Source organism: Streptococcus sp. 2020WUSS084 (genome assembly GCF_044427445.1).
In the GTDB taxonomy this organism is placed as follows: domain Bacteria; phylum Bacillota; class Bacilli; order Lactobacillales; family Streptococcaceae; genus Streptococcus; species Streptococcus suis.
The window spans coordinates 110702-133923 of record NZ_JAOTGC010000004.1; the positions used below are offsets into that span (position 1 = coordinate 110702).

16 protein-coding genes and 1 pseudogene are annotated in these 23222 nt (G+C 41.2%); 5 read left to right on the top strand and 12 right to left on the bottom strand.

The genetic code is table 11. The annotated features are described in order from the left end of the window. The first annotated feature begins 12 nt into the window (after positions 1–12). Together ODU50_RS03780 and ODU50_RS03785 are read left to right on the top strand one after the other, a co-directional pair. Entirely contained in the window at positions 13–711 is a 699-nt protein-coding gene (locus ODU50_RS03780; protein ID WP_024410916.1) for an amino acid ABC transporter permease, read from the top strand. 14 nt (positions 712–725) lie between these two features. Then, positions 726–1385, top strand: coding sequence for an amino acid ABC transporter permease (locus tag ODU50_RS03785; protein ID WP_105148284.1), 660 nt, complete (start codon positions 726–728; stop codon positions 1383–1385). 46 nt (positions 1386–1431) lie between these two features. Here the strand turns inward: ODU50_RS03785 and ODU50_RS03790 are convergent, their stop codons facing one another. From ODU50_RS03790 to ODU50_RS03815, 6 genes and pseudogenes are all read right to left on the bottom strand, one after another. Then, the gene (locus ODU50_RS03790) at positions 1432–2295 is read right to left on the bottom strand and encodes a hypothetical protein (RefSeq protein WP_105148285.1); all 864 of its coding nucleotides are present in this window, start codon (positions 2293–2295) and stop codon (positions 1432–1434) included. Between the two features lie 64 nt (positions 2296–2359). Further along, a complete protein-coding gene (gene thrS / locus ODU50_RS03795) occupies positions 2360–4309 on the bottom strand; it encodes a threonine--tRNA ligase (RefSeq protein WP_105153344.1) in 1950 nt (649 codons plus the stop codon). A 15-nt stretch (positions 4310–4324) separates the two neighbouring features. Continuing rightward, positions 4325–4696: pseudogene (locus ODU50_RS03800) on the bottom strand (MazG-like protein). Between the two features lie 262 nt (positions 4697–4958). Continuing rightward, complete coding sequence (locus ODU50_RS03805) at positions 4959–5333, bottom strand: hypothetical protein (RefSeq protein ID WP_053866997.1); 375 nt, start codon at positions 5331–5333, stop codon at positions 4959–4961. A 14-nt stretch (positions 5334–5347) separates the two neighbouring features. Beyond that, on the bottom strand, positions 5348–6661 hold the full coding sequence (locus tag ODU50_RS03810; protein ID WP_105153343.1) for a glycosyltransferase family 4 protein: 1314 nt from the start codon (positions 6659–6661) through the stop codon (positions 5348–5350). After that, positions 6662–7660: a glycosyltransferase family 4 protein gene (locus ODU50_RS03815; RefSeq protein ID WP_024384914.1), complete on the bottom strand. Its 999-nt coding sequence runs from the start codon at positions 7658–7660 to the stop codon at positions 6662–6664. Positions 7661–7969: 309 nt separating this feature from the next. Here ODU50_RS03815 and ODU50_RS03820 point away from each other — a divergent pair, with 309 nt between their 5' ends. Next, entirely contained in the window at positions 7970–9985 is a 2016-nt protein-coding gene (locus ODU50_RS03820) for a Spy0128 family protein (RefSeq protein WP_105153342.1), read from the top strand. A gap of 433 nt (positions 9986–10418) precedes the next feature. Here ODU50_RS03820 and ccpA read toward each other — a convergent pair whose 3' ends face one another. Then, on the bottom strand, positions 10419–11423 hold the full coding sequence (gene ccpA / locus ODU50_RS03825; RefSeq protein ID WP_004298830.1) for a catabolite control protein A: 1005 nt from the start codon (positions 11421–11423) through the stop codon (positions 10419–10421). Positions 11424–11632: 209 nt separating this feature from the next. Here ccpA and ODU50_RS03830 point away from each other — a divergent pair, with 209 nt between their 5' ends. Then, positions 11633–12718, top strand: coding sequence for a Xaa-Pro peptidase family protein (locus ODU50_RS03830; RefSeq protein ID WP_029752235.1), 1086 nt, complete (start codon positions 11633–11635; stop codon positions 12716–12718). Positions 12719–12756: 38 nt separating this feature from the next. Here ODU50_RS03830 and tgt read toward each other — a convergent pair whose 3' ends face one another. Next, entirely contained in the window at positions 12757–13899 is a 1143-nt protein-coding gene (tgt, locus tag ODU50_RS03835) for a tRNA guanosine(34) transglycosylase Tgt (RefSeq protein ID WP_100881585.1), read from the bottom strand. A gap of 602 nt (positions 13900–14501) precedes the next feature. On the opposite strand from tgt, the gene ODU50_RS03840 reads away from it, so the two are divergent. Next, positions 14502–15344, top strand: coding sequence for a DUF975 family protein (locus ODU50_RS03840; protein ID WP_105153341.1), 843 nt, complete (start codon positions 14502–14504; stop codon positions 15342–15344). Positions 15345–15786: 442 nt separating this feature from the next. On the opposite strand, the gene ODU50_RS03845 is transcribed toward ODU50_RS03840, so the two are convergent. The 4 genes from ODU50_RS03845 to ODU50_RS03860 all read right to left on the bottom strand — a co-directional run bounded on the left by ODU50_RS03845 (position 15787) and on the right by ODU50_RS03860 (position 23217). After that, on the bottom strand, positions 15787–16227 hold the full coding sequence (locus ODU50_RS03845) for a CoA-binding protein (RefSeq protein WP_105153340.1): 441 nt from the start codon (positions 16225–16227) through the stop codon (positions 15787–15789). A gap of 119 nt (positions 16228–16346) precedes the next feature. Then, positions 16347–17129, bottom strand: coding sequence for a glucose-6-phosphate isomerase (locus tag ODU50_RS03850; RefSeq protein WP_105153350.1), 783 nt, complete (start codon positions 17127–17129; stop codon positions 16347–16349). Continuing rightward, positions 17116–19752, bottom strand: coding sequence for a DNA polymerase I (gene polA, locus ODU50_RS03855; RefSeq protein ID WP_203181182.1), 2637 nt, complete (start codon positions 19750–19752; stop codon positions 17116–17118). Before polA ends, ODU50_RS03850 begins: the two co-directional genes overlap by 14 nt. Before the next feature lie 99 nt (positions 19753–19851). After that, positions 19852–23217 (bottom strand): FtsX-like permease family protein, encoded by a 3366-nt coding sequence (locus ODU50_RS03860; RefSeq protein ID WP_105153338.1) that lies wholly within the window; start codon positions 23215–23217, stop codon positions 19852–19854. Positions 23218–23222 lie beyond the last annotated feature (5 nt).

Consider the following 23222-nt stretch of genomic DNA (forward strand, 5'->3'; position numbering starts at 1 on the left):
AGGTGAAACAATATGACAGTTTTAACAACTAGTCCTTACGCTTGGGAGAATTGGATCAGTTATTTCAAGGATTTTCCAACCTTTTTCCAAGGTTTTCTCTTTACCTTAGCCATTTCTGTCGGGGCCTTTATCATGGCCATGTTTTTAGGAATTGTCTTTGGTAGTCTCTCTTCAAGTAAAAATAAAGTTTTAAAAATCATCGCACGTGTCTATGTTGAATACTATCAGAATACACCGCTTTTGGTTCAGTTCATGATTGTTTATTATGGACTTCCACTGATTTCAAATTATGTTCTCATGCCGTCCATCTACTGGACAGCTGTTATCTGCGTGGGCCTCTATCACGGTGCCTATATCGCAGAGGTCATTCGTGCAGGGATTGAGGCTGTGCCTACCGGGCAAACTGAAGCCGCACTTTCACAGGGATTTACCCAGGCTGAAACCATGCGAATCATCATATTGCCACAGGCCATTCCGACCATTCTTCCACCTTTGACCAACCAAGTAGTAAACTTAATTAAGAATACGGCTACTGTTGCCATTATCTCTGGAGCTGATATTATGTTTATGACAAAATCTTGGTCTGCCATGAATGCCAACTACATCCCAGCCTTTGCTGGTGCTGCTTTCCTTTACTTCATCATGTGCTTCCCTGTTGCAAGCTGGGGCCGCCGCATTGAAGAAAAGAATAAGTCAGCCTTTTCACACTAAAAGGAGGTTGAACGATGAATTATGTTTTAGAATTACTCAAACCTTCAACCTTCCAACTCTTGTGGAGTGGTTTGAAGTTAACACTCTATATCTCAAGCATTTCGGTAATCCTGTCCATTATTTTCGGAATGATTCTCGCCATCATGCGCAATGGAAAAAATCCAATTTTCAAGTGGATTGCAACCATCTATATCGAATTTGTGCGTAACGTGCCAAACTTGCTTTGGATTTTCACAGTATTCTTAGTCTTCCAAATGAAGTCAACGCCCGCTGGTATTACAGCCTTTACCATTTTTACCACGGCAGCCATGGCCGAGATTATCCGTGGTGGTCTCAACGCCATCGGACCGGGCCAGACCGAAGCTGGTTTGTCACAGGGTTTTACCCCAGTGCAAATCATGGTCTATATCATCATGCCGCAGGCCATTCGTAAGATGTTGCCAGCCATTATCTCGCAGATTGTAACGGTCATCAAGGACACTAGTTTCCTCTACTCCGTTATCGCCTTGCAAGAACTCTTTGGTTCTAGTCAAATCCTCATGGGACGCTACTTTGAGGCAGAGCAAGTTTTTGCCCTTTACCTCATGGTTGCTCTCATCTATTTCATTATCAACTTTGCCATTTCAAGTCTGTCACGTTATGTGGCCAAGTCTTGGGCGAGCAGTATTGAATAAACATTCCTCCCAGCCAATTGGTTGGGAGTTTTTGTGTTTGTAACAACTATTTTAAGAATAAATAATGATGATCTTTTACCTTGATTGTTACGAAAAAACTGGTTGACTGCACTCCAGGTCTACGAAAACCAATTCTATAGGTTCCGTCTTCCACATTAGAATAGTCAAATGTTTCGACTTTCTGTTTTAAATCAGCTAGTAATTTATCTTCCTCTACTAAGTCGTTTTCTAAACCAAGGTCCTTCTTATTAAAAAATTCAACTTCAATTACCGCCATTTCTTCCTCCATGAGCCAGTCTAAATTAATATCATAAAAACCTGCAAAAGCCCGACCATTATCGCGATTTTCCTCTACCTTTTCATAAAACTTTATCAATTTTTCATCCTGAGTTTCAAGCCTACCATCCACTTCAAACAAAGTGAAATCTTTTTCTTCCATCAATTTAAATATCTGCTGTGCCTGATTCAGTAAATATTTACCTCTCGGCTGATGCCACATAGCTTGGTCAACGATACCATCAAATTGATACAACATTCCGCTTGGACTATCATCAAAATAGACCGTCATATTTAGTAGTCCGTTTAATGCCTCCTGTCCTTCAATTCGGTTATTGACCAAAGTATCAGAGGATTGAAGTGTAATTGACTGACCATCTATAACCTCAGTATAATCATACTCTAAAACATCCCATGGGTTACCAATGGCTATAGGACGAAATTTTGTCAACTCCACCTTACCAGTGAAACCATATGACTCCATACTCTGTTCAAGCATCATCTGATACGATATCAATTCCTCTCGACTAGCCACCCTGGGACTAAATAAGAGATACAAACCAACTATCATGACAATAAAGAAACCAACAATTCCTAACATCAGACCTACAATAACTTTTATTACTCTTTTCATTATTACCATCACTTTCCTTGACTATTATACCAAAAAAGAAGCCCTTTCGGACTTCTTACTTTATTTATTCAGCGTCAGCTGGACGTGACTTGCGGGCAATATCTGCTAAGATATGGTCCACAAATTCTGCGACAGACTGAGTTTGTGTTGCCTTGCTTCCGTAACGACGAACGTTGACAGCATTGTCTTCCATCTCCTTGTCACCAACGATGAGTTGGTATGGAATCTTGCTGGTTTGGCTCTGACGGATCTTGTATTGCATCTTCTCGTTACGTTCATCCACGTGTACACGAACGCCACGGTCTTGCAATTCTTTGGCAACCTTCCAAGCGTAATCCAGGTGAGCCTCCACAGAAATTGGAATCATGGTCACTTGGGTTGGAGCCAACCAAGTTGGGAAGGCACCTTTGTAGGTTTCGATCAAGATGGCAGTGAAGCGTTCCATAGTCGAGATAACACCACGGTGAATCATAACTGGGCGGTGTTCTTCACCGTCAGCACCAATGTAGGTCAGACCAAAACGTTCTGGCAAGAGGAAGTCCAACTGAATAGTTGACAACGTTTCCTCGTTACCAAGGGCAGTTTTCACCTGGATATCCAATTTCGGACCGTAGAAGGCTGCTTCACCCTCTGCTTCAAAGTAGTCCACGCCCATTTCATCCATGGCACCCTTCAGCATACGCTGGGCATTTTCCCACATCTCATCGTTGTCATAGTACTTCTCTTTGTCCTCTGGGTCACGATAAGACAGGCGGAAACGGTAGTCGTTTAGGTTGAAATCTGCGTACACATCGATAATCAACTGGAGAGCTTTTTTGAACTCTTCTTGGATTTGTTCAGGTGTCACGAAGATATGACCGTCGTTGAGAGTCATCTCACGAACCCGCTGCAAACCAGTCAATGCACCTGATTTCTCATAGCGGTGCATCATACCAAGCTCAGCGATACGTACTGGCAATTCACGGTAAGAACGCACATGGTTTTTATAAACTTGAATGTGGTGCGGACAGTTCATCGGACGTAGAACAAACTCCTCACCGTCGCCCATGTCCATAGTTGGGAACATGTCTTCTGAATAATGTTCCCAGTGACCTGAGGTCTTATAGAGTTCAACAGAAGCCAATGGTGGCGTATATACGTGCTGATAACCTGAAGCCAATTCCTTGTCTGTGATGTAACGCTCCAAGGTACGACGGATAGTTGCACCGTTTGGCAACCAGAATGGCAAACCTTGACCAACTTCTTGGCTGATCATGAAAAGATCCAATTCCTTACCAAGTTTACGGTGGTCACGTTCTTTGGCCTCTTCACGCATTTGCAGGTAAGCCTTGAGGTCTTTCTTGTCAAACCAAGCTGTACCATAAACACGTTGCATCATTGGATTTTCGCTCTTACCACGCCAGTATGCACCAGCCACATTGAGCAATTCAAAAATCTGGATACGGCCTGTTGACGGAACGTGTGGGCCACGACAGAGGTCAACGTATTCTCCCTGGGTATAAATGGTCAAACCGCCCTCGTCATCAGAGTGCTCTTGAATCAATTCCAACTTGTAAGGATCGTTTTTGAAGATTTCAAGAGCTTCTTCCTTAGTCACCTCACGGCGTTCTGAAGGGAAGTTTTCCTTGACAATCTTCATCATTTCTTCCTGAATGCGTGGCAGGTCTTCATTTGAAATCTGACCAGCCGCATTGTCCGTATCATAGTAGAAACCATCCTGAATAGCTGGACCAACCCCCAACTTGATGTCTGGGAAAAGACGACGAGCCGCTTGGGCAAACAAGTGGGCAGCTGAGTGACGCAAGATGTCCAAGGCATCCTCATGGTCAGGCGTTACGATTTCAAGTGTGCCGTCCTCTTCGATGGCACGAGTGGTGTCAATCAATTTACCATTGAACTTACCAGCGAGAGCCTTTTTCGCCAAAGACTTGCTGATGCTCTCTGCAATTTTAAAAGTAGTCACACCAGCTTGGTACTCACGAACAGCACCATCTGGGAAAGTAATACGAATCATATTTATCTCCTTTTTTTATTTTTTAATCCCCAATAACTCTTCTTTCTGAGTTAAAAAGGTTTCCATTTCTTTTTGAATATCAATATCCAGTCGGTCGGCTAATTCAATCAACCACCAGATATTTTCAGCCATTTTATGCTCCAAGGTATAGGGTGTTTCATCATAGTAACGACCCTGCTTGGTCATAATCAGGCGGTTCATATTGCCAATATCATTGGTCAACAAGTCTTTATTTTAAGTTGTTGAGCTGAAACAGTCTATCCCCAGACTGTTTCACTCCTCAATGGACCACTCTTTGTCGTGGTGCTTGACTTCCAACTCTCTGTAAGCCTTACGAATGGCTAGGCAACGGTCAATCGTTTCTTGTGGAATGCTGGTCAACTTCATCTCCTTGTTTTGTCAAAAAAGAAAATACGACGCCCTCGCAAAAGGACGTCGTAACGTGGTTCCACCTTCATTCGCAGTCACGCTAAAAAGCCTGACTACCTCAGATTGGCGATAAGGGAACCACCCTTTTATGTTTGCATAAAATCATACCGAGTAGTGTCAATCCTATCCTCTATGTGCTTGCACCCACCGCCCACTCTCTCAAAGATTTCCTAGAATTGATAAGTCTCTAAAAGCTATTATAACAGGATTTCCTGATTTTTCAAGGATTTTTCCTCATTTTCTTTCTTAGAGAAAATAGCAGAGCTCCTATCCCATTTCCAATCAGAGCACATAAGGTGTAGACAATCTGATAGAGAATAATCCATTCCTTAAAGAAAAAGATGGTTACAGGATAAAGCAGTAAAACCAAGGCAAGAAGGCTAGGAGAAAAGCCATTAAAAAATCCATAAAGAAGACCCGTTAGGAATAATACAATGGGAGTATAGAGCAATATATTCCCAACCACCAGCTCCTTAGAAAGCATGGTGTCACTAATCAGATGAAAGGCAATCAGATAAATATCTGCATACATGGATAGAACAATGAGAGTTGCCAAAACCAGATTCTTCCAACTCTCTTTCCGAAGCTTTTCCATTTGAAACCTCCAAATTATTCAAAGAAATTCCGGATTGATTTTACTTGTTCGACTGATTTTTTCAATATTTTTGCTGTTGTGTCTGTTGATTTAACTACTACTTTTTGCGGTAGGTAAATAGCCTCTTTGATCAAAGCTTCTGCTGCGCTATCTTGATTAGTATGTTCTTTTCTAAAATCATACGAAATCTTCAAATCTAGATAATATTCAAAAACCTTGCGCCCAAAATTCGTAGAAGAAATCTCATAGAGCTTCTTATCAAGCACATACGGATTCATTGGTGGTGTAGCAATAATTGCCTCAACGACGGCATCTGCCAACTCCTGTTCTCGAATGAAGAGTGTCCCAAACATCTTATCTGTTATAACGTTTTTTAAGTAGGAATTGCTATGTGCCAAAATAGGAGTTCCAGAAGCTAAGCTTTCTAAGAAAGTTAGTCCCTGTGTTTCACTGGTCGAAGCAGAAATAAAGAAATCCGCAGCTTTATAATAAAGCGCTGTATCACTTGGAGCAATCATACCCGTCAACTGGACGTGTTCATCTAGATTAAGCTCCGCTATCATTTCCTGAAGATCATCTGTATAAGGTCCACCTCCGACAATGACCAACTTCACCTTGGGATTTTCCAGCAAAATTTTTGGCATTGCCTGAACGATTGCTTGGATATTCTTCTCGTGAGAAATCCTAGACAGACTTAACAACATCGTTTCATCACTAGCAATTCCTAGTTGTTCCCGCAACTCATCTGTTTCATCCTTGCCAATTTCTGGTCTATCAAACTTTGCCAAGTCAATTCCTGTTGGAATGACTCGTTTAGAAATCGGAACGTTGTAACTCATTAAAAGATCTTCAACAATCTCACTAGGGCAAATTACCCCATCCAAATCTTTTAAAAATGCCCGTACTAAATATTTAACCATCCCGGGACGAATAATCCTCCCCTTGGCAATATAGTGTACGTAGTCTTCATACTGGGTGTGATAAGTATGTACCACCGGAATATCAAGTTCCTTGGCAATCATTTTCCCCAAAATCCCCAAAGAAAATTCTGTATGAGTATGAATAATATCTAGTTTATAGCGACTTGCAATTTTTAAGGCATCTGTAAAACCTGCGTAGGCCACTCGACGATCTTTAAAGGCAAAAAAAGGTACGCTAGGAATTCGGATAATGTCCCAATCTTCGTAGCGATTCACATCCTCATCTGTCGTCGTAAAAATAAATACTGTATGTCCCAATTTCTCCAACTCTGTCTTAAGAGTCCGAATCGAAGTCGCGACTCCTGAAACCTGTGGAAAATAGGTATCCGTAAACAATCCAATCCGCATTTACATCTCCAATACTTGTTGATAGGCATCCACCAATTGGTGGGAAACATTGTCAATCGAGCGACTAACCGCAACCTGGTAGCCCGCCTCACGTTTATCAACCTGCTTGTCTAAGATTTTCTGAATAGAATCAACAAAATCATCCACTGTATGTCCCAATTCGGCAACGTTTTCGTCAATCCAACCATCGTAAACTGGAATATCTCTTAGAACAACATGCTGATGACTAGCAAGAGCTTCCAGAACAACAATCCCTTCTGTTTCCTCATACGATGGGAAGAAAAAGGCATCCGCTCCGCTCATTGCACCTTGAAAAACAGCACCTTTAAAATAACCTGGAAACTCGACATTCGCTGGATGATCTCCCTCAACAATTTTTCTAATATATGACGGAATCAGCCACTTATTGATTGAACCGAGCCAAATGAAGCGGACATGCGGCATCTTTTCGGCTACCTTGACAAAGTCTTCAATTCCTTTACGTCGGAAGTAGAGTCCTGCACAGACAACAACTGGCTGACCTTCTTCAATTTTAAAATGCTCTCGAAAGATTGCTTCCTTGCGTTCATCCTTCTTATATTTATCTAAATCAATACCATTCGAAACGGCTATAATTGGCGTTGTCACACCGTAAGACTGGATGAGTTTTTTTGAATACTCTGAAGGAGTGATGACAAAGTCTGCCTTTTGGTACATGCTTGCTAGATATTTCCCTACAAAAGGAGCTAGGGTATTCGAACCGATAAAGGAATTTTGAAAATCTTCCTTCGTGGAATGTCCATGCATGATTACCTTTTTTCCACTTCGTTTGGCTGCATGTAGCAATAACCAGGAGCGTGGACCATAGGTATTGATATGAATGACATCATAATCTCCCAGCAGGTCTGTTGTATAAGGAATGCCTGCCATATCTAGCGCTTCCATCTGGTGTTGAAGCGCCCGGCCAATTCCTGATTTCTCTAAAACAGTTTTACCTTCTAAATACAATAGTACTTTCATAATACCATTATAGCCCTTTTTTACATTTTTTCATATTTTAAACTGTATTCTACACGAATTTTGTATCAATTAAAGCCAATACTAAAGAATATAATCCCAAATATATGATTACATAAAAAACATATAAAACAGATTTTAAAAGCAGAAGGACAGCTTGAATGTTTTTTAGAAGATGTTATAATTTACGAATGGTGCACATTCTGGCACTAAGTGTTCAAATTTTATTGAGGACTTTAGATGTAAAATTTGCATGTTATAACGACACAGATTAGCTACATAAATCATGCTTTGAGAAAGGAAAAAAGGATAATGAATACTAAGAAATGGAGAACATCGCTCCTAATACCAGGAATAGTATTATTTGGAACTGTTGCTCTAGTGAATAATGTATCGGCACAAGAAGTAAAAAATACCATCATCAGCGCAAAACAACCTGATGGGGGACAGGCTACTTCAAAGGCGGTTAATGTCAAAATACCAGCAGTAGTACGACTATTTGGTCGTGAGCTTCTAGAAAATGAATTTAAATTTGAGCTTAGAGAAGCGAATGGCGAGGAACTCCCTGTCCTTGATACAGCTCAAAATACAAAAGACGGGCAAGTTAGATTTAAAAATCTATCATTCGATAAGCCTGGCAAATATTGGTATACAATTTCAGAAGTAAAAGATGAGCTTGGTGGTATTGAGTATGATTCGAAATATATTGTAGCAAAAATAACTGTAGAAGATCGAAACAACGGACAATTACAGGCAATGATTGAATTTATTGATAATGACAATGTCTTTAACAATTTCTATACACCTGCTCCAGCTGCTGCTAGTCTTTCGATAAAAAAAGTCCTCGAGGGACGTACCTTAAACACCGGTGAATTCGAATTTGTTTTAAAAAATGAAAAAGGCGATGAAATCGAAAAGGTAAGCAATCAAGCAGATGGTTCTGTAAACTTTAGTGCCCTAACATTTACAAAAGAGGGAACCTATACCTACACTGTTTCAGAAGTTGATGGTGGACTTGGCGATATTATCTATGACAAATCAGATATTAAGGCCACTGTCACTGTGAAAGATAACAATCACGGACAACTAGTCTCAACAGTGACTTATGAAAATAGCGATCAAATCTTCGAGAATATTTTGAATCCTGGGAAGTTAATAGCGCCAACCACGGATAGCGTTATTACTGATAATGAAGTCTCTAAGGAAGCAATGACCGATAAAGAGAAGGGAAATATCGAACCCCCTAAAGAGCAAATAGCTACTGAAGAGAAGGATAATATTGAAGCCTCTGAAAAACAGATGCCAAGCATTGTGAACGACATGGTCGTAACACCTGAAAAGCAAATGACTAATAAAGAGAACGATAATATTGAAACCTCTGAAAAACAGATGCCGAGTGTTATGAACGAAAATGCCGTAACACCTGAAAAGCAAATGACTAATAAAGAGAAGGATAATATTGAAACCTCTGAAAAACAAATGCCGAGTGTTATGAACGAAAATGCCGTAACACCTGAAAAGCAAATGACTAATAAAGAGAAGGATAATATTGAAACCTCTGAAAAACAAATGCCGAGTGTTGTGAACGAAAATGCCGTAACACCTGAAAAGCAAATGACTAATAAAGAGAAGGATAATATTGAAACCTCTGAAAAACAGATGCCGAGTGTTGTGAACGAAAATGCCGTAACACCTGAAAAGCAAATGACTAATAAAGAGAAGGATAATATTGAAACCTCTGAAAAACAAATGCCAAGCATTGTGAACGACATGGTCGTAACACCTCAAGAACAAATGGCTAATAAAGAGAACGATAAGGTTGTAATCTCTGAAAAACAGATGCCTGTTAATGAGAAGGACAATGCCGTAACACCTGAAAAGCAAATGACTAATAAAGAGAACGATAATATTGTAATCTCTGAAAAACAGATGCCAAGCATTGTGAACGACATGGTCGTAACACCTCAAGAACAAATGGCTAATAAAGAGAACGATGAAGTTGTAATCTCTGAAAAACAGATGCCTGTTAATGAGAAGGACAATGCCGTAACACCTGAAAAGCAAATGGCTAATAAAGAGAAGGAAAATATCGAAACCTCTAAAAAACAGATACCTGTTAATGAGAACAACCAAAATGGTACAGTCGAAGAAAATTCAAACACTAAACCAACAACTGAAAAAACAGACAAGCAGGAGACTTCAACATTTAAAACCGAAACTGCTAAGCAAATCTTACCAGTAACTGGTGAGAAAGGAAGTTTATGGTTATTGACAAGTGGTATTATCGGTCTTGCAATTGAGTTATTTACACGTAAACGTAAATTATAATAATCACCTAACTGATACAGTTCTAAAGGATGAGAACAAGCCCAGTACTGCTTCTCTAGATTCGCATCAACATCTCGCACAACTTACAGAGTGTGACAGACTTAAAATCAACCACAAAGCCCTCGCTAAGCTTATACATCTAGCGAGGGCTTTATATTTATTTTTTATAATCTTTTAGTTTTCGGTTAATATAGCCATTTTGTTTGCTTTCAGTACTCGCTTCAAAGGTTCGGGGAACCTTTGAAGGCTGGAGATAAGTCGAAGCAAGTTTGCCTCAATAGCTACAGGTTGCTAGAACAGCCTAAAGGCTGTTCTAGGTTGGAAATATTTCCTCGCTCGTCGAAGTAATAAAAGATAAACCAAATGATTATGATGTTTGATAGAGTGAGGGTGCGGAGTAATAAGATATCTTATCCGGCTACTCTCATATTTATCACTTAGTTGATTTCCGTACTTTGATTCCGTGGTTAAGAACTACCTCACGGTTTTCCAACTCTTCCTTATGCATGATTTTGGTGAGCATGCGCATAGCAATTGCACCAATATCATATAGTGGCTGATTGATAGAGGTCAGGTTTGGACGGGTAAACTTAGTCACTAGGGAATCATCACTTGTGATGATTTCAAAATCTTCCGGAACCTTGATGCCCATATCACTGACACCGTTCAATAGACCTGCAGCAATCTCATCTTCTGCAACATAAGCTGCAGTTGCTCCGGCATTCAAAATACGTTCTGCTAGAGCGTAGCCTTCCTCGTATTTATACTTGGATTCAAAAACCAATCCTTCGTTAAACTCGATTCCGTTGTCCTTCAAGCCTTGTTTGTAGCCTGCAAAACGAACTTTACCGTTGATGTCATCTACAAGCGGCCCTGATACAAAGGCAATTTTCTTGTTGTTCTTAGCTAATAGATTGACTGCATCAACACTAGCGGCAGCGTAGTCAATATTGACGCTAGGTAATTGGTGCTCCAAGTCCACGGTACCAGCTAAAACAATCGGTGTACGTGAGCGTGAAAACTCCGCACGAATCTTGTCTGTCAAATGATAGCCCATGAAAATGATTCCGTCCACCTGTTTTGAGAATAGGGTATTCACCACATTGATTTCTTTCTCATCATTTTCATCACTGTTTGCTAAGACGATATTGTATTTGTACATATCGGCAATATCATCGATACCTTTGGCCAAGGTTGCAAAATAAGCATTAGCAATATTTGGAATCACAACCCCCACAGTGGTAGTCTTCTTGCTGGCCAAGCCACGTGCAACAGCATTCGGACGATAATCCAAACGGTCGATGACTTCTAATACTTTTTTACGAGTATTTTCCTTTACGTTTTTATTCCCATTTACCACGCGCGATACTGTCGCCATGGATACACCTGCTTCGCGGGCAACGTCATAAATCGTTACCGTATCGTCAGTGTTTAACATACGTTATGTACTCCCTTTCAATAGTTCTAATTCTATGAAAATTACGCTTTCACTCAAGTATAGTGTATCACTTTTTGAAACCACTTTCAAGAGAAAAACGCCATTTTTTTGATAATACTTGCAATTTTTTTCATTTTTTGGAACAATAGTCTATATAATAAACGAAAATTTCACTTTTTTTACCACTACATGCTAGAAAGGGCTCCACTATGTCAAAATTACATCATGTTAAATCCTACTTAGAAGCCAACAAAATGGACTTGGCCATCTTCTCTGATCCAGTTAGCATCTATTATCTGACTGGCTATCATAGCGATCCTCATGAGCGCCACATGATGCTCTTTGTTATGCCTGACCACGACTCACTACTCTTTCTCCCTGCCTTGGATGTAGAGCGTGCGGTTGCGACTGTTGATTTTCCTGTAGCCGGCTATATGGACTCAGAAAATCCATGGCAGATTATCAAGAGCAAATTGCCACAAAAATCTTTCTCAGCAATCTGTGCAGAATTTGATAATTTGAATTTAACCCGCTACCATGGTCTTCAGTCTATCTTTAGCCAACCATTTTCAGACATTACACCTCTGATTAATACTATGAAATTGATCAAGTCTCGTGATGAAATTGAAAAAATGCTGGTTGCTGGAGAGTTTGCAGATAAGGCTATGCAGGTTGGTTTCAATAACATCTCACTCGATGTAACTGAAACTGATATTATTGCTCAGATTGAATTTGAAATGAAAAAGCAAGGCATCTCAAAAATGAGCTTTGAGACCATGGTCTTAACAGGTGACAATGCCGCAAATCCACATGGTATTCCCTCAACAAACAAAATCGAGAATAACGCTCTGCTATTGTTCGACCTAGGCGTGGAAGCTTTGGGCTATACGTCTGATATGACACGGACTGTCGCTGTCGGTAAACCCAATCAGTTTAAAAAAGATATTTACAACTTGACTCTGGAGGCTCACATGGCCGCTGTCAATATGATTAAGCCTGGTGTGACTGCTGGTGAGATTGACTATGCCGCTCGCTCTGTGATTGAAAAAGCAGGTTATGGCGAGTACTTCAACCACCGACTCGGTCACGGTTTGGGAATGAGTGTCCATGAATTCCCATCGATTATGGAAGGCAATGATTTGGTCATCGAAGAAGGTATGTGTTTCTCTGTCGAACCAGGTATTTACATCCCTGGAAAAGTTGGTGTTCGTATCGAGGATTGTGGTTACGTTACCAAAAATGGCTTTGAAGTCTTTACAAAAACACCAAAAGAATTACTGTATTTTGAAGGATAAAAAATAGCCTCCTACAAATCTGTAGGAGGTTGTTTATTCTAGAAATTTCTGCCGTTTTTACCGTAACCGTATTTTTCCATAAAGTCTTGACGGAATTCCAAAAGGTTGTCATCCATGATTGCTTGGCGGACATTCTTCATCAAATTAATCAAGAAGTATAGGTTGTGATAACTTGTCAAACGAATACCAAACGTCTCGTCGGCCTTAAGTAAATGGCGGAGATACGCACGTGTATAGTTTTTACATGTGTAGCAATCGCACTCTGAATCTAACGGTGTAAAGTCCTCAGCGAACTGAGCATTTTTCACTACAAGACGTCCACGACTGGTCATACAGGTTCCATTACGCGCAATACGTGTTGGTAATACACAGTCAAACATATCAACCCCACGAATTACGCCATCAATCAAGCTATCTGGTGCTCCAACCCCCATGAGGTAGCGTGGTTTATTCTCTGGTAAAAGAGGGGTCGTGAAGTCCAGGACAGCATTCATTTCAGCGTGTGTTTCACCAACAGCCAATCCTCCAATAGAGTATCCTGGAAAATCCATGCTAACCAAATCATGGGCTGATTGGCGACGAAGATCTTCAAAACCAGCACCCTGTACAATACCAAATAAGCCTTGGTCATGCGGACGGCGGTGAGCCTTGAGACCACGTTCTGCCCAACGACTTGTTCTTTCGATGGATTTTTTCACATAGTCATAAGGCTGGTAGAACTGCGGACACTCATCAAAACTCATCATAATATCCGAGCCCAGATTGTTCTGAATGGAAATAGCCTTCTCAGGCGACAGGAACATCTTACTACCATTGAGATGGTTTTTGAAGGTCACTCCTTCTTCTGAGATATTGCGACTATCCGCCAAAGAATAAACTTGGAAACCACCTGAGTCAGTCAGAATCGGTTGATCCCAATTCATAAACTTGTGCAAACCACCTGCACGCGCCACCAATTCGTCACCTGGACGAAGCCACAAATGATAGGTATTCGATAAGATAATTCCTGAACCCATCGTCTTCAATTCTTCAGGCGACATGGTTTTTACCGTTGCCTGAGTTCCAACTGGCATAAACATGGGGGTTGGAAAGGTCCCGTGTGGGGTAATAATTTCGCCCAAACGTGCACCTGTGTGCTTTTCTTTCTTAATCAAGCGATACTTGATTGGAACATCTGTCATATTTTATTTACCTCCCGCTAGGAAAAACAGTCCTAGGATATTAGTTCTGGATTCACAGTTCAGCTCTTTCATATCATACATAAAAGCACTTTACTGTGAATACAGTTTCTTAATCTTGCATGGTCTAATCCATCAGAATGTCTTAAATGTTCTCGCTTATTTCAGCGATATTTACCTTGTCTTCTACTTATTTAACAGTAAATAGATAGGCGCATCACAACAAACTGACAAATTATAGTCATTTAGTTTATCTTTGATTACTTCGACGAGCGAAAGGTTGGGCTCAAGACCAACCTCGCTTCTTAGGGGTCGTGTCAACATCTCAGCGCAGTGATTGATTGGCTGAAACAATCTGGGGTTAGACTGTTTCAGCTCAACAACTTAAAACTAGGACTTGTTGACGAACTTTTTTTGACCAGTCTAGTTCTTTCCCACTCCCTATTTCCAACTTCAAACACTCCACTAGAGTATTTGAACTCGCTCTGCCGTACTTCATAAAAGCAAACTAAACGACTATACCACAGCACCTTCCAGTCTATCAAAAAAAGCCTAGCTTGTCATCTAGAATTATGTTACAATGTTAAGATAAGGAGGTTATGTAGATGTTTACAATTTTTAATATACGTGAGCGGGCTCGCCAAACGCTAAACGAGACACCTGGTATCTATCAAGTGGCCGTCATCCCCGTCACCATTTCTGTTATCGTTCAGTTAATTTCTTTCTCTCGCAATAGCCTTGCTGGAGTATCAGCTGAGGAACTTGCTAGTCCTAGCTACTTTATTTCTACCTCCTTGTTTCCAATATTTTACGGATTGCTACTAGGAATGTTGTCATTATCAGTCATATGGACTATCTTCGATATCATCAAAGGGGGCAAAACTACCACATCATTCAAAGATTCCTTGAGCATTTTCAATCATAAAGATTTCTGGAAAATCTTTCGAACTTACATTTTAAAAAGTTTCTTGCTCTTCCTTTGGGGGATCCTGTTTTACCTTGGTATCGGTCTACTTATTGGTGCTGGAACGATGATTACGATTATAGCTGCATCCAGTCAAACCTTGGACCCTAATGCACTCCCTATGGAAATCCTTGCCATACTGGGATTAATGGCCATGGGAGGCATCTTACTTATGCTTTTAGGGTTGGCTCTTTATATTCCACAAATCTATGCTTACTCACAGGTAGAATATATCTTGTTTGAACAATTGGAACGCGAGGAATATACAGGCGCTTTTTCAATCATTCGGTCTAGTCGAAAGTTGATGAAAGGTTACAAATTCAAACGCTTTACACTTGATTTATCTTTCATTGGTTGGTTCCTTCTTGTCATTATTACATTTGGGTTGGCAGGTTTATATGTATGGCCGTATCACTATGCTGCACAAATGCACTTCCATGAAGAAATTTTAGATGATCAGGCTAAGAAAATGAGTTACGTATAAAAATAAGAGCGATATTTGCTCTTGTTTTTATATAAGTTTTTGCGTCGATATTTAAGAAAAAAATATAGCAATAATTGGTGCAAACAGTTGGATTGTGTTATACTATGACTGAGGAGCGTCAAAGGATTATTTTAACTTGCTTAGCATTAGAGCAGATTTCTTCCTTTCTATTTTTACGCCATGTGTAGTAATTTGTTCCAATTCTAAGCGCTCCTCACTTAGAGTCATCCAGCAGTTCAATGGTTCATTGAGCTGCTTTTTCGATGAAAAAGGGAGTGAGAAAGAACTCGACTGGTCTAAAAAAGAGTTCGTCTTCTCACCCCCGCACAGTTGATTAGGTCAGATTTGGAGTGTAATACACGAACAAATCTGCCAATCAACCACTGCGCTGAGATGTTGACACGAACTCTGAGTAGTAGCGGCTGGGCTTTTTGCCCAGCCTCTATTCGTATTGTTCTTTCATTTCAAGATATTCAATCTTGATACATTTATTCATGACAATATCGTTACGACCTGCCTGACGCAACAGTTTTTCTGCTTCTTGACTTTCTAATCCAAGTTGAGCCCAGAAAACTTTGGCATTCGACTGGATAAATTCCTGTGCTACCTCTGGTAAAAATTCACTTCTGCGGAAAATATCTACAATATCAATAGGTTGGTCAATCTCTGCTAGACTACTATAGACCAACTCGCCTAAAATAGTCCCACCAGCAGCCTTGGGATTAACCGGAATAATTTTATAACCCGCTTCCTGCATGAGCTTGGAAACACGGTAGGCTGCTGTCTCTTCTCGACTAGACAAACCGACCACTGCAATGGTCTTAGCCTTTTTCAAATAGTCAAAGATAATGTCTTGACTAGGATTTTGGAAGGAATAAGACATAGAGACCTCCTTTAATGTATATTAAATGTTAGAATCAATAAAAACTTAATGAATAAGGTGTGCTATAACACAATCTTGTCAATTTTAACTCGTTACTGATTATAGCTTGTCTACCTTGATTATTTTTTAGCAATTTGGTACACAACATCCTTAACTTGGCCGATAACCTTTTTAAGATTGGTACGCTTTTTATCATCTCCTGGATCTAAGGAATAATAGATTGAACCAACAACCACGGAGTCATCATAAGCAGCTGTCGATTCCATCCGATAAAAAGTCAGACGAGCTAATTTTTGATCTGTTAATAACTGTCGCCCAACCTGCCATTCCTGACCATTGATTGTGACAACCGTCTTTTCATTGAAAGAATGATTTGTTTCAACCATCCGTGCTTCTAATTCCTCCGGCGTCATATTGCGACCTTCTTCCAATGGAGACTGATTAAAAGCATTGATATTATAGAGTTGGACCATGTAATTGCTGGAACCTTCTTTAACATCATAGACTGCAGCGACTGTCTCATCCTTAGTATTTTCTGCATTAATTGTCCAAGTAGATGGCACATCATAATAACGGAAAAATTCCTTGATGTTCCCATTTTCATCTTTTTCAGCAACACCATTATTGGCCGCATAAATCTTGTGGCCTTTTTGTGTTTCGTCGGCAGGTGGTGTACTATTAACAGCTACAACCTCTGCATTTGCTAAAACATTGAACTGTTCGTTCGTAGTATCCTGTTTTTCTTGCAAAATCGGTAAGGTGGTTGAAAACTCTTCCCCTGAAGAAGCTGGTGTTTTCTCAGTCTTCTGCGATGCTTTTCCGCAACCTGCAAGCAGAAGACTACATAGACCAATACAAAGAATTAATTTTTTCATACTTTTTCCTTTCTTACTTTGCTTCATACCATGTTGAACCTTCATTTTCATCCGCAATCAATGGTACAGACAGGCTAATCGCCGATTCCATGGTCTCTTTTACCATAGCTTTTACCGTTTCTAGCTCTGCCACCGGGACTTCCAAAACAATCTCATCGTGTACTTGCAATAACATACGTGTCGCAAGACCTGCTTCAGTCAAAGCCTTATCAAGATTAATCATGGCTACTTTGAGAATATCTGCAGCCGAACCTTGAATTGGTGAGTTGATGGCTGTTCGTTCCGCAAAATTACGGACATTGAAATTGCGAGAGTTTATATCTGGTAATTCACGACGGCGTTTGTAAATCGTCTCTACATAACCCTTATCACGTGCCTCACGAACAATGGTTTCCATGTAATTCTTAATTCCTGGGAAGCGTTCAAAATAGGTATCGATATAGGCTTTAGCTTCCTTACGTGTAATCCCCAAGTTATTGGATAGACCGAAATCTGAAATACCATAGACGACACCGAAGTTTACAGCCTTGGCATTCCGGCGGTCATTTGGTGTCACATCCTCAGCTTTTTCGATACCGAAGACCCGCATAGCTGTCGAAGTGTGAATATCTGCACCTTGCTGGAAGGCCTCAATCAAATGCTGGTCCTGAGAAATATGAGCCAAGACGCGCAATTCAATCTGTGAATAGTCCGATGCTAAAAGGACACTATTTTCAAGCGATGGCACAAATGCCTTACGAATCAAGCGCCCTTGTTCTAGACGAACAGGAATATTTTGCAAGTTAGGGTCCGTCGAAGATAGGCGACCTGTTTGGGTCAAATCCTGTACATAGCGGGTATGAATCTTACCATCTTCTAAAATGGCATCCTGCAAGCCGACTACATAAGTTGATTGAAGCTTGGTAATCTGACGGTATTCCAAGATTTTTGAAACAACTGGTGCAATTGGTGCTAAGCGTTCTAAGACATCCACTGCTGTTGAATAGCCTGTCTTGGTCTTCTTGGTATATTCCAACGGTAGGCCCATATCTTCAAAGAGAATGGTCCCAAGCTGCTTAGGCGAATTGATATTAAATTCCTGACCAGCTAGTTCATAGATTTCCTTGGTCAACTGGTCAATCAAAACTTCGTTTTCAGATTGCATAGTTTTGAGAGTCTCAGCTTCCACTTTAATACCAGCAATTTCCATCTTGGCTAAAACATTTGCCAGTGGCAACTCCATGTCAAACAAAAGATCTAATTGCTGATTTTCTTCTAATTTGGTCAGCATCGGCTCTTCTGTCTCAATCAAAACCTGAACCTTACGTGCCAAGTGTGGGAAAAAGATCTCACGTTCAGGCAAGTCTAACTTAGCCCCCTTGCCATAAACTGCCTCATCTGGAACAAGACTGGTCTGACCATAGAGGTTGGCAATGGTTGTTAGGGAGTTGTCCTCAACGGTGGAAAGCAAGTATTTGGCTAGACGGCTATCGAAAGTAGCTGGAGGTAGCGTAATCTCTTTTCGGTCTAGAAGAACTTTTCCACGCTTAAAGTCATAGGTTTTTATGGTTTGGTTTTCTAAAAAGTCACGCAAGACTGGACTATCAAGTAGCTCAGGCCCTCCGACATAGATTTTCTCCTTATCCCCCCAAGCTAAACCAACCAAATCCTCTCGGTGATAATTTTCACCCAAGATTTCAAAATAGAAAAACTGGTCTTGTTTGAGCATAGCGGGGCTGATTTCCGTTACGATTTGGAAATCGAGTACCGCTTCCTCTTGTGAGCTGGTCGTACCTAACTGAGCCCTTAATTGCTTGAAGCCCATGTCATCATAAAATTGTCCCAGTTCATCCACCTTAGGACCCTGATAAACAATGTCATCCAGACCAATTTCGATTGGTGCCTGAGTATCAATGGTAGCAAGTGTACGAGATAGGAAGGCCTTCTCCTTATCAGCAATCAGGTTTTCTTTCATCTTAGAAGCCTTCATGCTGTCAATGTTTTCGTAGATACCATCCAAAGAACCAAATTCTGTCAGGAGTTTTAGACCTGTTTTTTCACCGATTTTGGTCACCCCAGGGATGTTATCGGACTTATCTCCCATTAGAGCCTTGAGGTCAATAAACTGAGTAGGGGTAATCCCCATTTTTTCCATGAGGTAGGCTGGGGTAAATTCTTCGAATTCGGCTACGCCTTTCTTGGAAATTTCGACTACGGTATTCTCATCAGTCAGCTGGATCAAATCCTTATCACCGCTGACAATTATCACATCGAAAGGAATGTCTGTCCGCTCTGCCATTTTGTCCAAGGTACCGATAATGTCATCTGCCTCATACCGATCCAGTTCGTAATGCTTGACTCCCATGGCATCCAACATCTGACGGATAAAAGGAAACTGCTCACGGAATTCGTCTGGAGTCTTGGCACGACCGGCCTTATAGTCTGCATACATCTCCGTACGGAAAGTGGTCTTTCCAGCATCAAAAGCCACAAGAATGTGGGTCGGCTCAATCCGCTTCATCATGTGGTCCAGCATGAGATTGAAGCCGTAGATAGCATTAGTGTGAAGGCCTGTCGGACTCTTAAAACGATCAATTTGATTATAAAGTGCAAAGAAAGCACGGAAGGCTACCGAAGAGCCATCGATCAATAATAATTTATTTTTTTTCATGTCTCTATTATAGCATGAAACGTATGTTTTAGTGGACTAGGGAGGGCTGGAATAATAGAAAATCCCAGTCAGTGACTAGGATTTTCCGTGTGATAAACATTACTCAACAGATTTTAGTGCTTCTAACATATCCACCTTTCTCAGATGATGATTGATGTACCAACCAAGAGCAGCCAAAATTCCACTAATGGCTAAGATAGGAATGAGATAGACTTCTAGTCCGACAGATGGATTGAAGCGGATACTGTCCGAACCAATCATGGCAAGAAGGAGCTTGTGGAGATAAATACCACCAACCAGTCCAACCAACATGCCAATCAGCGAAAGGGCAATGGTTTCACGATAGATGTACATGGTCACCTCTTTATTGTGGAAGCCCAGTACCTTGATGGTGGATAATTCACGAATCCGTTCGGACATATTGATAATTGTAAGGTTGTAAAGAATAACCAAGCCAAGCAAGATGGATAGGATGACTAGAATGGTCATGATGGTCTGAAGCGAGCCCGCAATCGTGGTAAGCATGTCTATAAGAGAAGTATTTTGAACCAAACTTCTGACTGCTGGCATCGCTAGGAGTTGACTTGCAAGAGTCTGAATATGCCCCAACTGACTATCTTTCAACTGAACCAGATAGGCATTGGCAGTCTTCTGCTTTCCGATCACTTGTTCGTAGTAGCTATCTGTCATATAGATAAAATGCCCTGCGTACATATCAGCCACAGCCTCTACCCTGACTGAAACTTCCTTATCTTCCAAGATCAGTGATAACTTATCACCAACTGAGACCCCGTAGATTTGCGCCAATTTTTCTGTGAGAACAATCCCCCTGTCACTCAGTTTAATAGGCTGACCTGTCGAACTTTCCAGACTGACTTGATTTCCAAAATCCCGACGGTCTGAAATGTAGAGACTAATCGATAAATTCTTTCTCTGACCGTTTTCTTCCACCGTTTGATGGAGCTGTTCAAATGCCACTGGCAAGGATTGGCGAACCTGATCTGACTGAAGAAAATGTGTTAACTTATCCAACTCTTCCTCAGTAGCTCTGCTATTTTCCACCACCAACATATCATAATGGATTAGCTCCCCAAACTGTCGTTGGACAACTCCTGAGATGGAGGAACGGATACCCAGTCCTCCAAAAAGAAGGGCGACGGTCCCTGCTACTCCAAAGATGGTCATAAGCATACGAAGCTTGTAGCGGAAGATATTGCGGGCTGTCACCTTGTGGGTAAAGCTTAGACGAGACCAGATAGCCGGCCATTTTTCAAGCCAAATGCTAGAGCCTGTAACCGGTGGCTTAGGTAAAAGTAGCTGAGCAGGTTTTTCTGTCAGCTCCCGACGAGCCACCAAGTAAGCTGGCAGGACCGAGGAAGCCAAAGACAGGAGCAAGGCTAAACCTGTCCAAAGGGGATAAAAATGAAGTTTAGCTGGTCCAATCACGGTTGTCTGCGTAATAATGTTGGAAATGAGTGGAGACAAGAGGAGATTGCCTGCTATTATACCGACTATTGTTCCTACCAGACCTGCCGCCAAACCATAGAGAATGAACTTAGCCATAATCTGTCTATTCGTATAGCCAAGGGCCTTGAAGAGACCTGACTGTGTTCGCTCTTCATCGACAAAACGGGCCATGGTGGTAAAAGTCACTAGAGCTGCGACAAGGTAGAGAACAACTGGGAAGACATTGCCCACTGCAGCAATAGACCTAGTCGCATTGCTATAGGTAGTATAGCCATCCCCACCTGGTAGGCTTGATCGAGTATAGACCTGATAGGGCGCTTTTTTCAGCTTACTTAAGTCGGATTTAGCCTGAGCAATCTCAGTTTGAGCTTGGCTAATTTCTTGATTGGCCGTGGCTTTCTTCTCAGAAAATTGGGATTGAGCTTGACTTAACTCTTTATCAGCCTTCTCCAAACGGAGTTCTTCCTGACGGAGCAGTTGATTTGAAGACTCTAACTGACTCAGTCCCCATTCATAGTCTTCTACTCCTTTATTGTAGGCTGCAATGCCTTGTTCATACTGACTCAAACCTGCTTGATAACGGGCCAAACCTGCCTGATATTCTTGATTCCAAGTTTGGTACTGGGCTAGATTGCTATTGTATTCATTTTGTTTGGTTTGATAGTAATCATAACCTTGTAAATAGGCTTGGTTGGCCTGCTCATGTGCAGATTCCATTTGGTCTAATCGGCTTTTCTCAACATCCAAACCTTCCTGTCTAGCCAACAAGTCAGGATAGTCTGAGAGGGTTTGACCTTCTTGCAAGTGATTGGCAATTTCAAGGTCTAACTCTTGCTGAGCTTGAAACCAACTAGCTCGCCCTGTGGAAATCTGAGATGCGGTCTGACTCAGTTGGGCATTTTGGGAATCCAATTCTTGCTTGGCCTCTTCTAACTGCTGGGCTGACGTTTCTAATTCCATCTGATAGCCGTCTAGAAACGAAGCAGTCTGTTCTAATTGAGCCTTACGCCCATCCAATTCCTTTTTACTTTCTTCCAATTCAAACTTATTTTTTAATAGTTGGGCTTGGGCGGCTCGTAATTCAGCTTCCGTTTGGACAACCTTAGCCCTACCACGCGCAAACTCTCTACGACCTGTCGCTAATTGCTCCTCCCCTGTTTCCAGTTCTGACTCTGCCTGTTCAAGCTGGGATTGAGCCTGAGCAATTTCCTCTTCCCCTTTTGAAATATCTGTCTGTCCATTTGACTGAATAGCTGCCAATCGTTGTTCATCATTGTTAGCCAATAACTTTTCTAAGTCTTCTTGGTGCTGGTCCAACCTGTCTTGATAGGCCTGACTGTAATATGGTAAATCAACCAAATCATCATAGCGAATACGGGCAATAGTGTAAACTTCTGATTTGAAGATATCCTGACTCACAAGGCCATAGCCACCTAACTGCCCATCACCACTTGCAGCCATGCCCATGGTTTCATTGTCCCAAATTTCTGCTGATGCGACAAAGCCCACAAGAGTAAAACTTGTCTGTGTCAAGATTTTTCCATCCTTATCAGACTCCGTCACTTGAACAGTATCGTCCAATTTGTAACGATTTTTTAAAGAAGCTGATAGGGCTATTTGCCCCTTTTGACTGGGCATTTCCCCTTCTACTAGCTTATAGGTCGATAGGGTCTTGGGAGCTGAAAACAGCCGAATTGCAGTCTGGCCTTCATTAGTAACCACATCTTTAAAGTAGCCCGCTTCAAGAGTAGCACCTTCTATCGTTTCTAATTCATCAAGGTCAGCTTGACTAAGTCCCAGACCTGAAATTACTGCCAAATCCATCGTTCGATGACTGGCTATATAGGCTTGGGCTGTCTTTTCCATATTGGGAGCTGTTACTTTCAGACCTGTCAAAGCTAGAGCTCCTAGCATCATCAGGCTAAATATGGACAAAAAACGCCCCTTGGAAGAAAGCAGAGATTGTCTCATATCCTTCCAGTAGATTTTCTTTTTCATAGTTT

Bases quoted from the DNA above. Each gene is read 5' to 3' on its own strand.
- ODU50_RS03785 (WP_105148284.1), top strand. From the start codon at position 726: ATGAATTATGTTTTAGAATTACTCAAACCTTCAACCTTCCAACTCTTG.
- ODU50_RS03815 (WP_024384914.1), bottom strand. From the start codon at position 7,660: ATGAAAGTACTATTGTATTTAGAAGGTAAAACTGTTTTAGAGAAATCA.
- ODU50_RS03860 (WP_105153338.1), bottom strand. From the start codon at position 23,217: ATGAAAAAGAAAATCTACTGGAAGGATATGAGACAATCTCTGCTTTCT.
- ODU50_RS03790 (WP_105148285.1), bottom strand. From the start codon at position 2,295: ATGAAAAGAGTAATAAAAGTTATTGTAGGTCTGATGTTAGGAATTGTT.
- ODU50_RS03845 (WP_105153340.1), bottom strand. From the start codon at position 16,227: ATGTCTTATTCCTTCCAAAATCCTAGTCAAGACATTATCTTTGACTAT.
- ODU50_RS03820 (WP_105153342.1), top strand. From the start codon at position 7,970: ATGAATACTAAGAAATGGAGAACATCGCTCCTAATACCAGGAATAGTA.
- ODU50_RS03780 (WP_024410916.1), top strand. From the start codon at position 13: ATGACAGTTTTAACAACTAGTCCTTACGCTTGGGAGAATTGGATCAGT.
- ODU50_RS03810 (WP_105153343.1), bottom strand. From the start codon at position 6,661: ATGCGGATTGGATTGTTTACGGATACCTATTTTCCACAGGTTTCAGGA.
- ODU50_RS03830 (WP_029752235.1), top strand. From the start codon at position 11,633: ATGTCAAAATTACATCATGTTAAATCCTACTTAGAAGCCAACAAAATG.
- ODU50_RS03850 (WP_105153350.1), bottom strand. From the start codon at position 17,129: ATGAAGCAAAGTAAGAAAGGAAAAAGTATGAAAAAATTAATTCTTTGT.
- ODU50_RS03805 (WP_053866997.1), bottom strand. From the start codon at position 5,333: ATGGAAAAGCTTCGGAAAGAGAGTTGGAAGAATCTGGTTTTGGCAACT.
- ODU50_RS03840 (WP_105153341.1), top strand. From the start codon at position 14,502: ATGTTTACAATTTTTAATATACGTGAGCGGGCTCGCCAAACGCTAAAC.
- thrS (WP_105153344.1), bottom strand. From the start codon at position 4,309: ATGATTCGTATTACTTTCCCAGATGGTGCTGTTCGTGAGTACCAAGCT.
- polA (WP_203181182.1), bottom strand. From the start codon at position 19,752: ATGAAAAAAAATAAATTATTATTGATCGATGGCTCTTCGGTAGCCTTC.
- tgt (WP_100881585.1), bottom strand. From the start codon at position 13,899: ATGACAGATGTTCCAATCAAGTATCGCTTGATTAAGAAAGAAAAGCAC.
- ccpA (WP_004298830.1), bottom strand. From the start codon at position 11,423: ATGTTAAACACTGACGATACGGTAACGATTTATGACGTTGCCCGCGAA.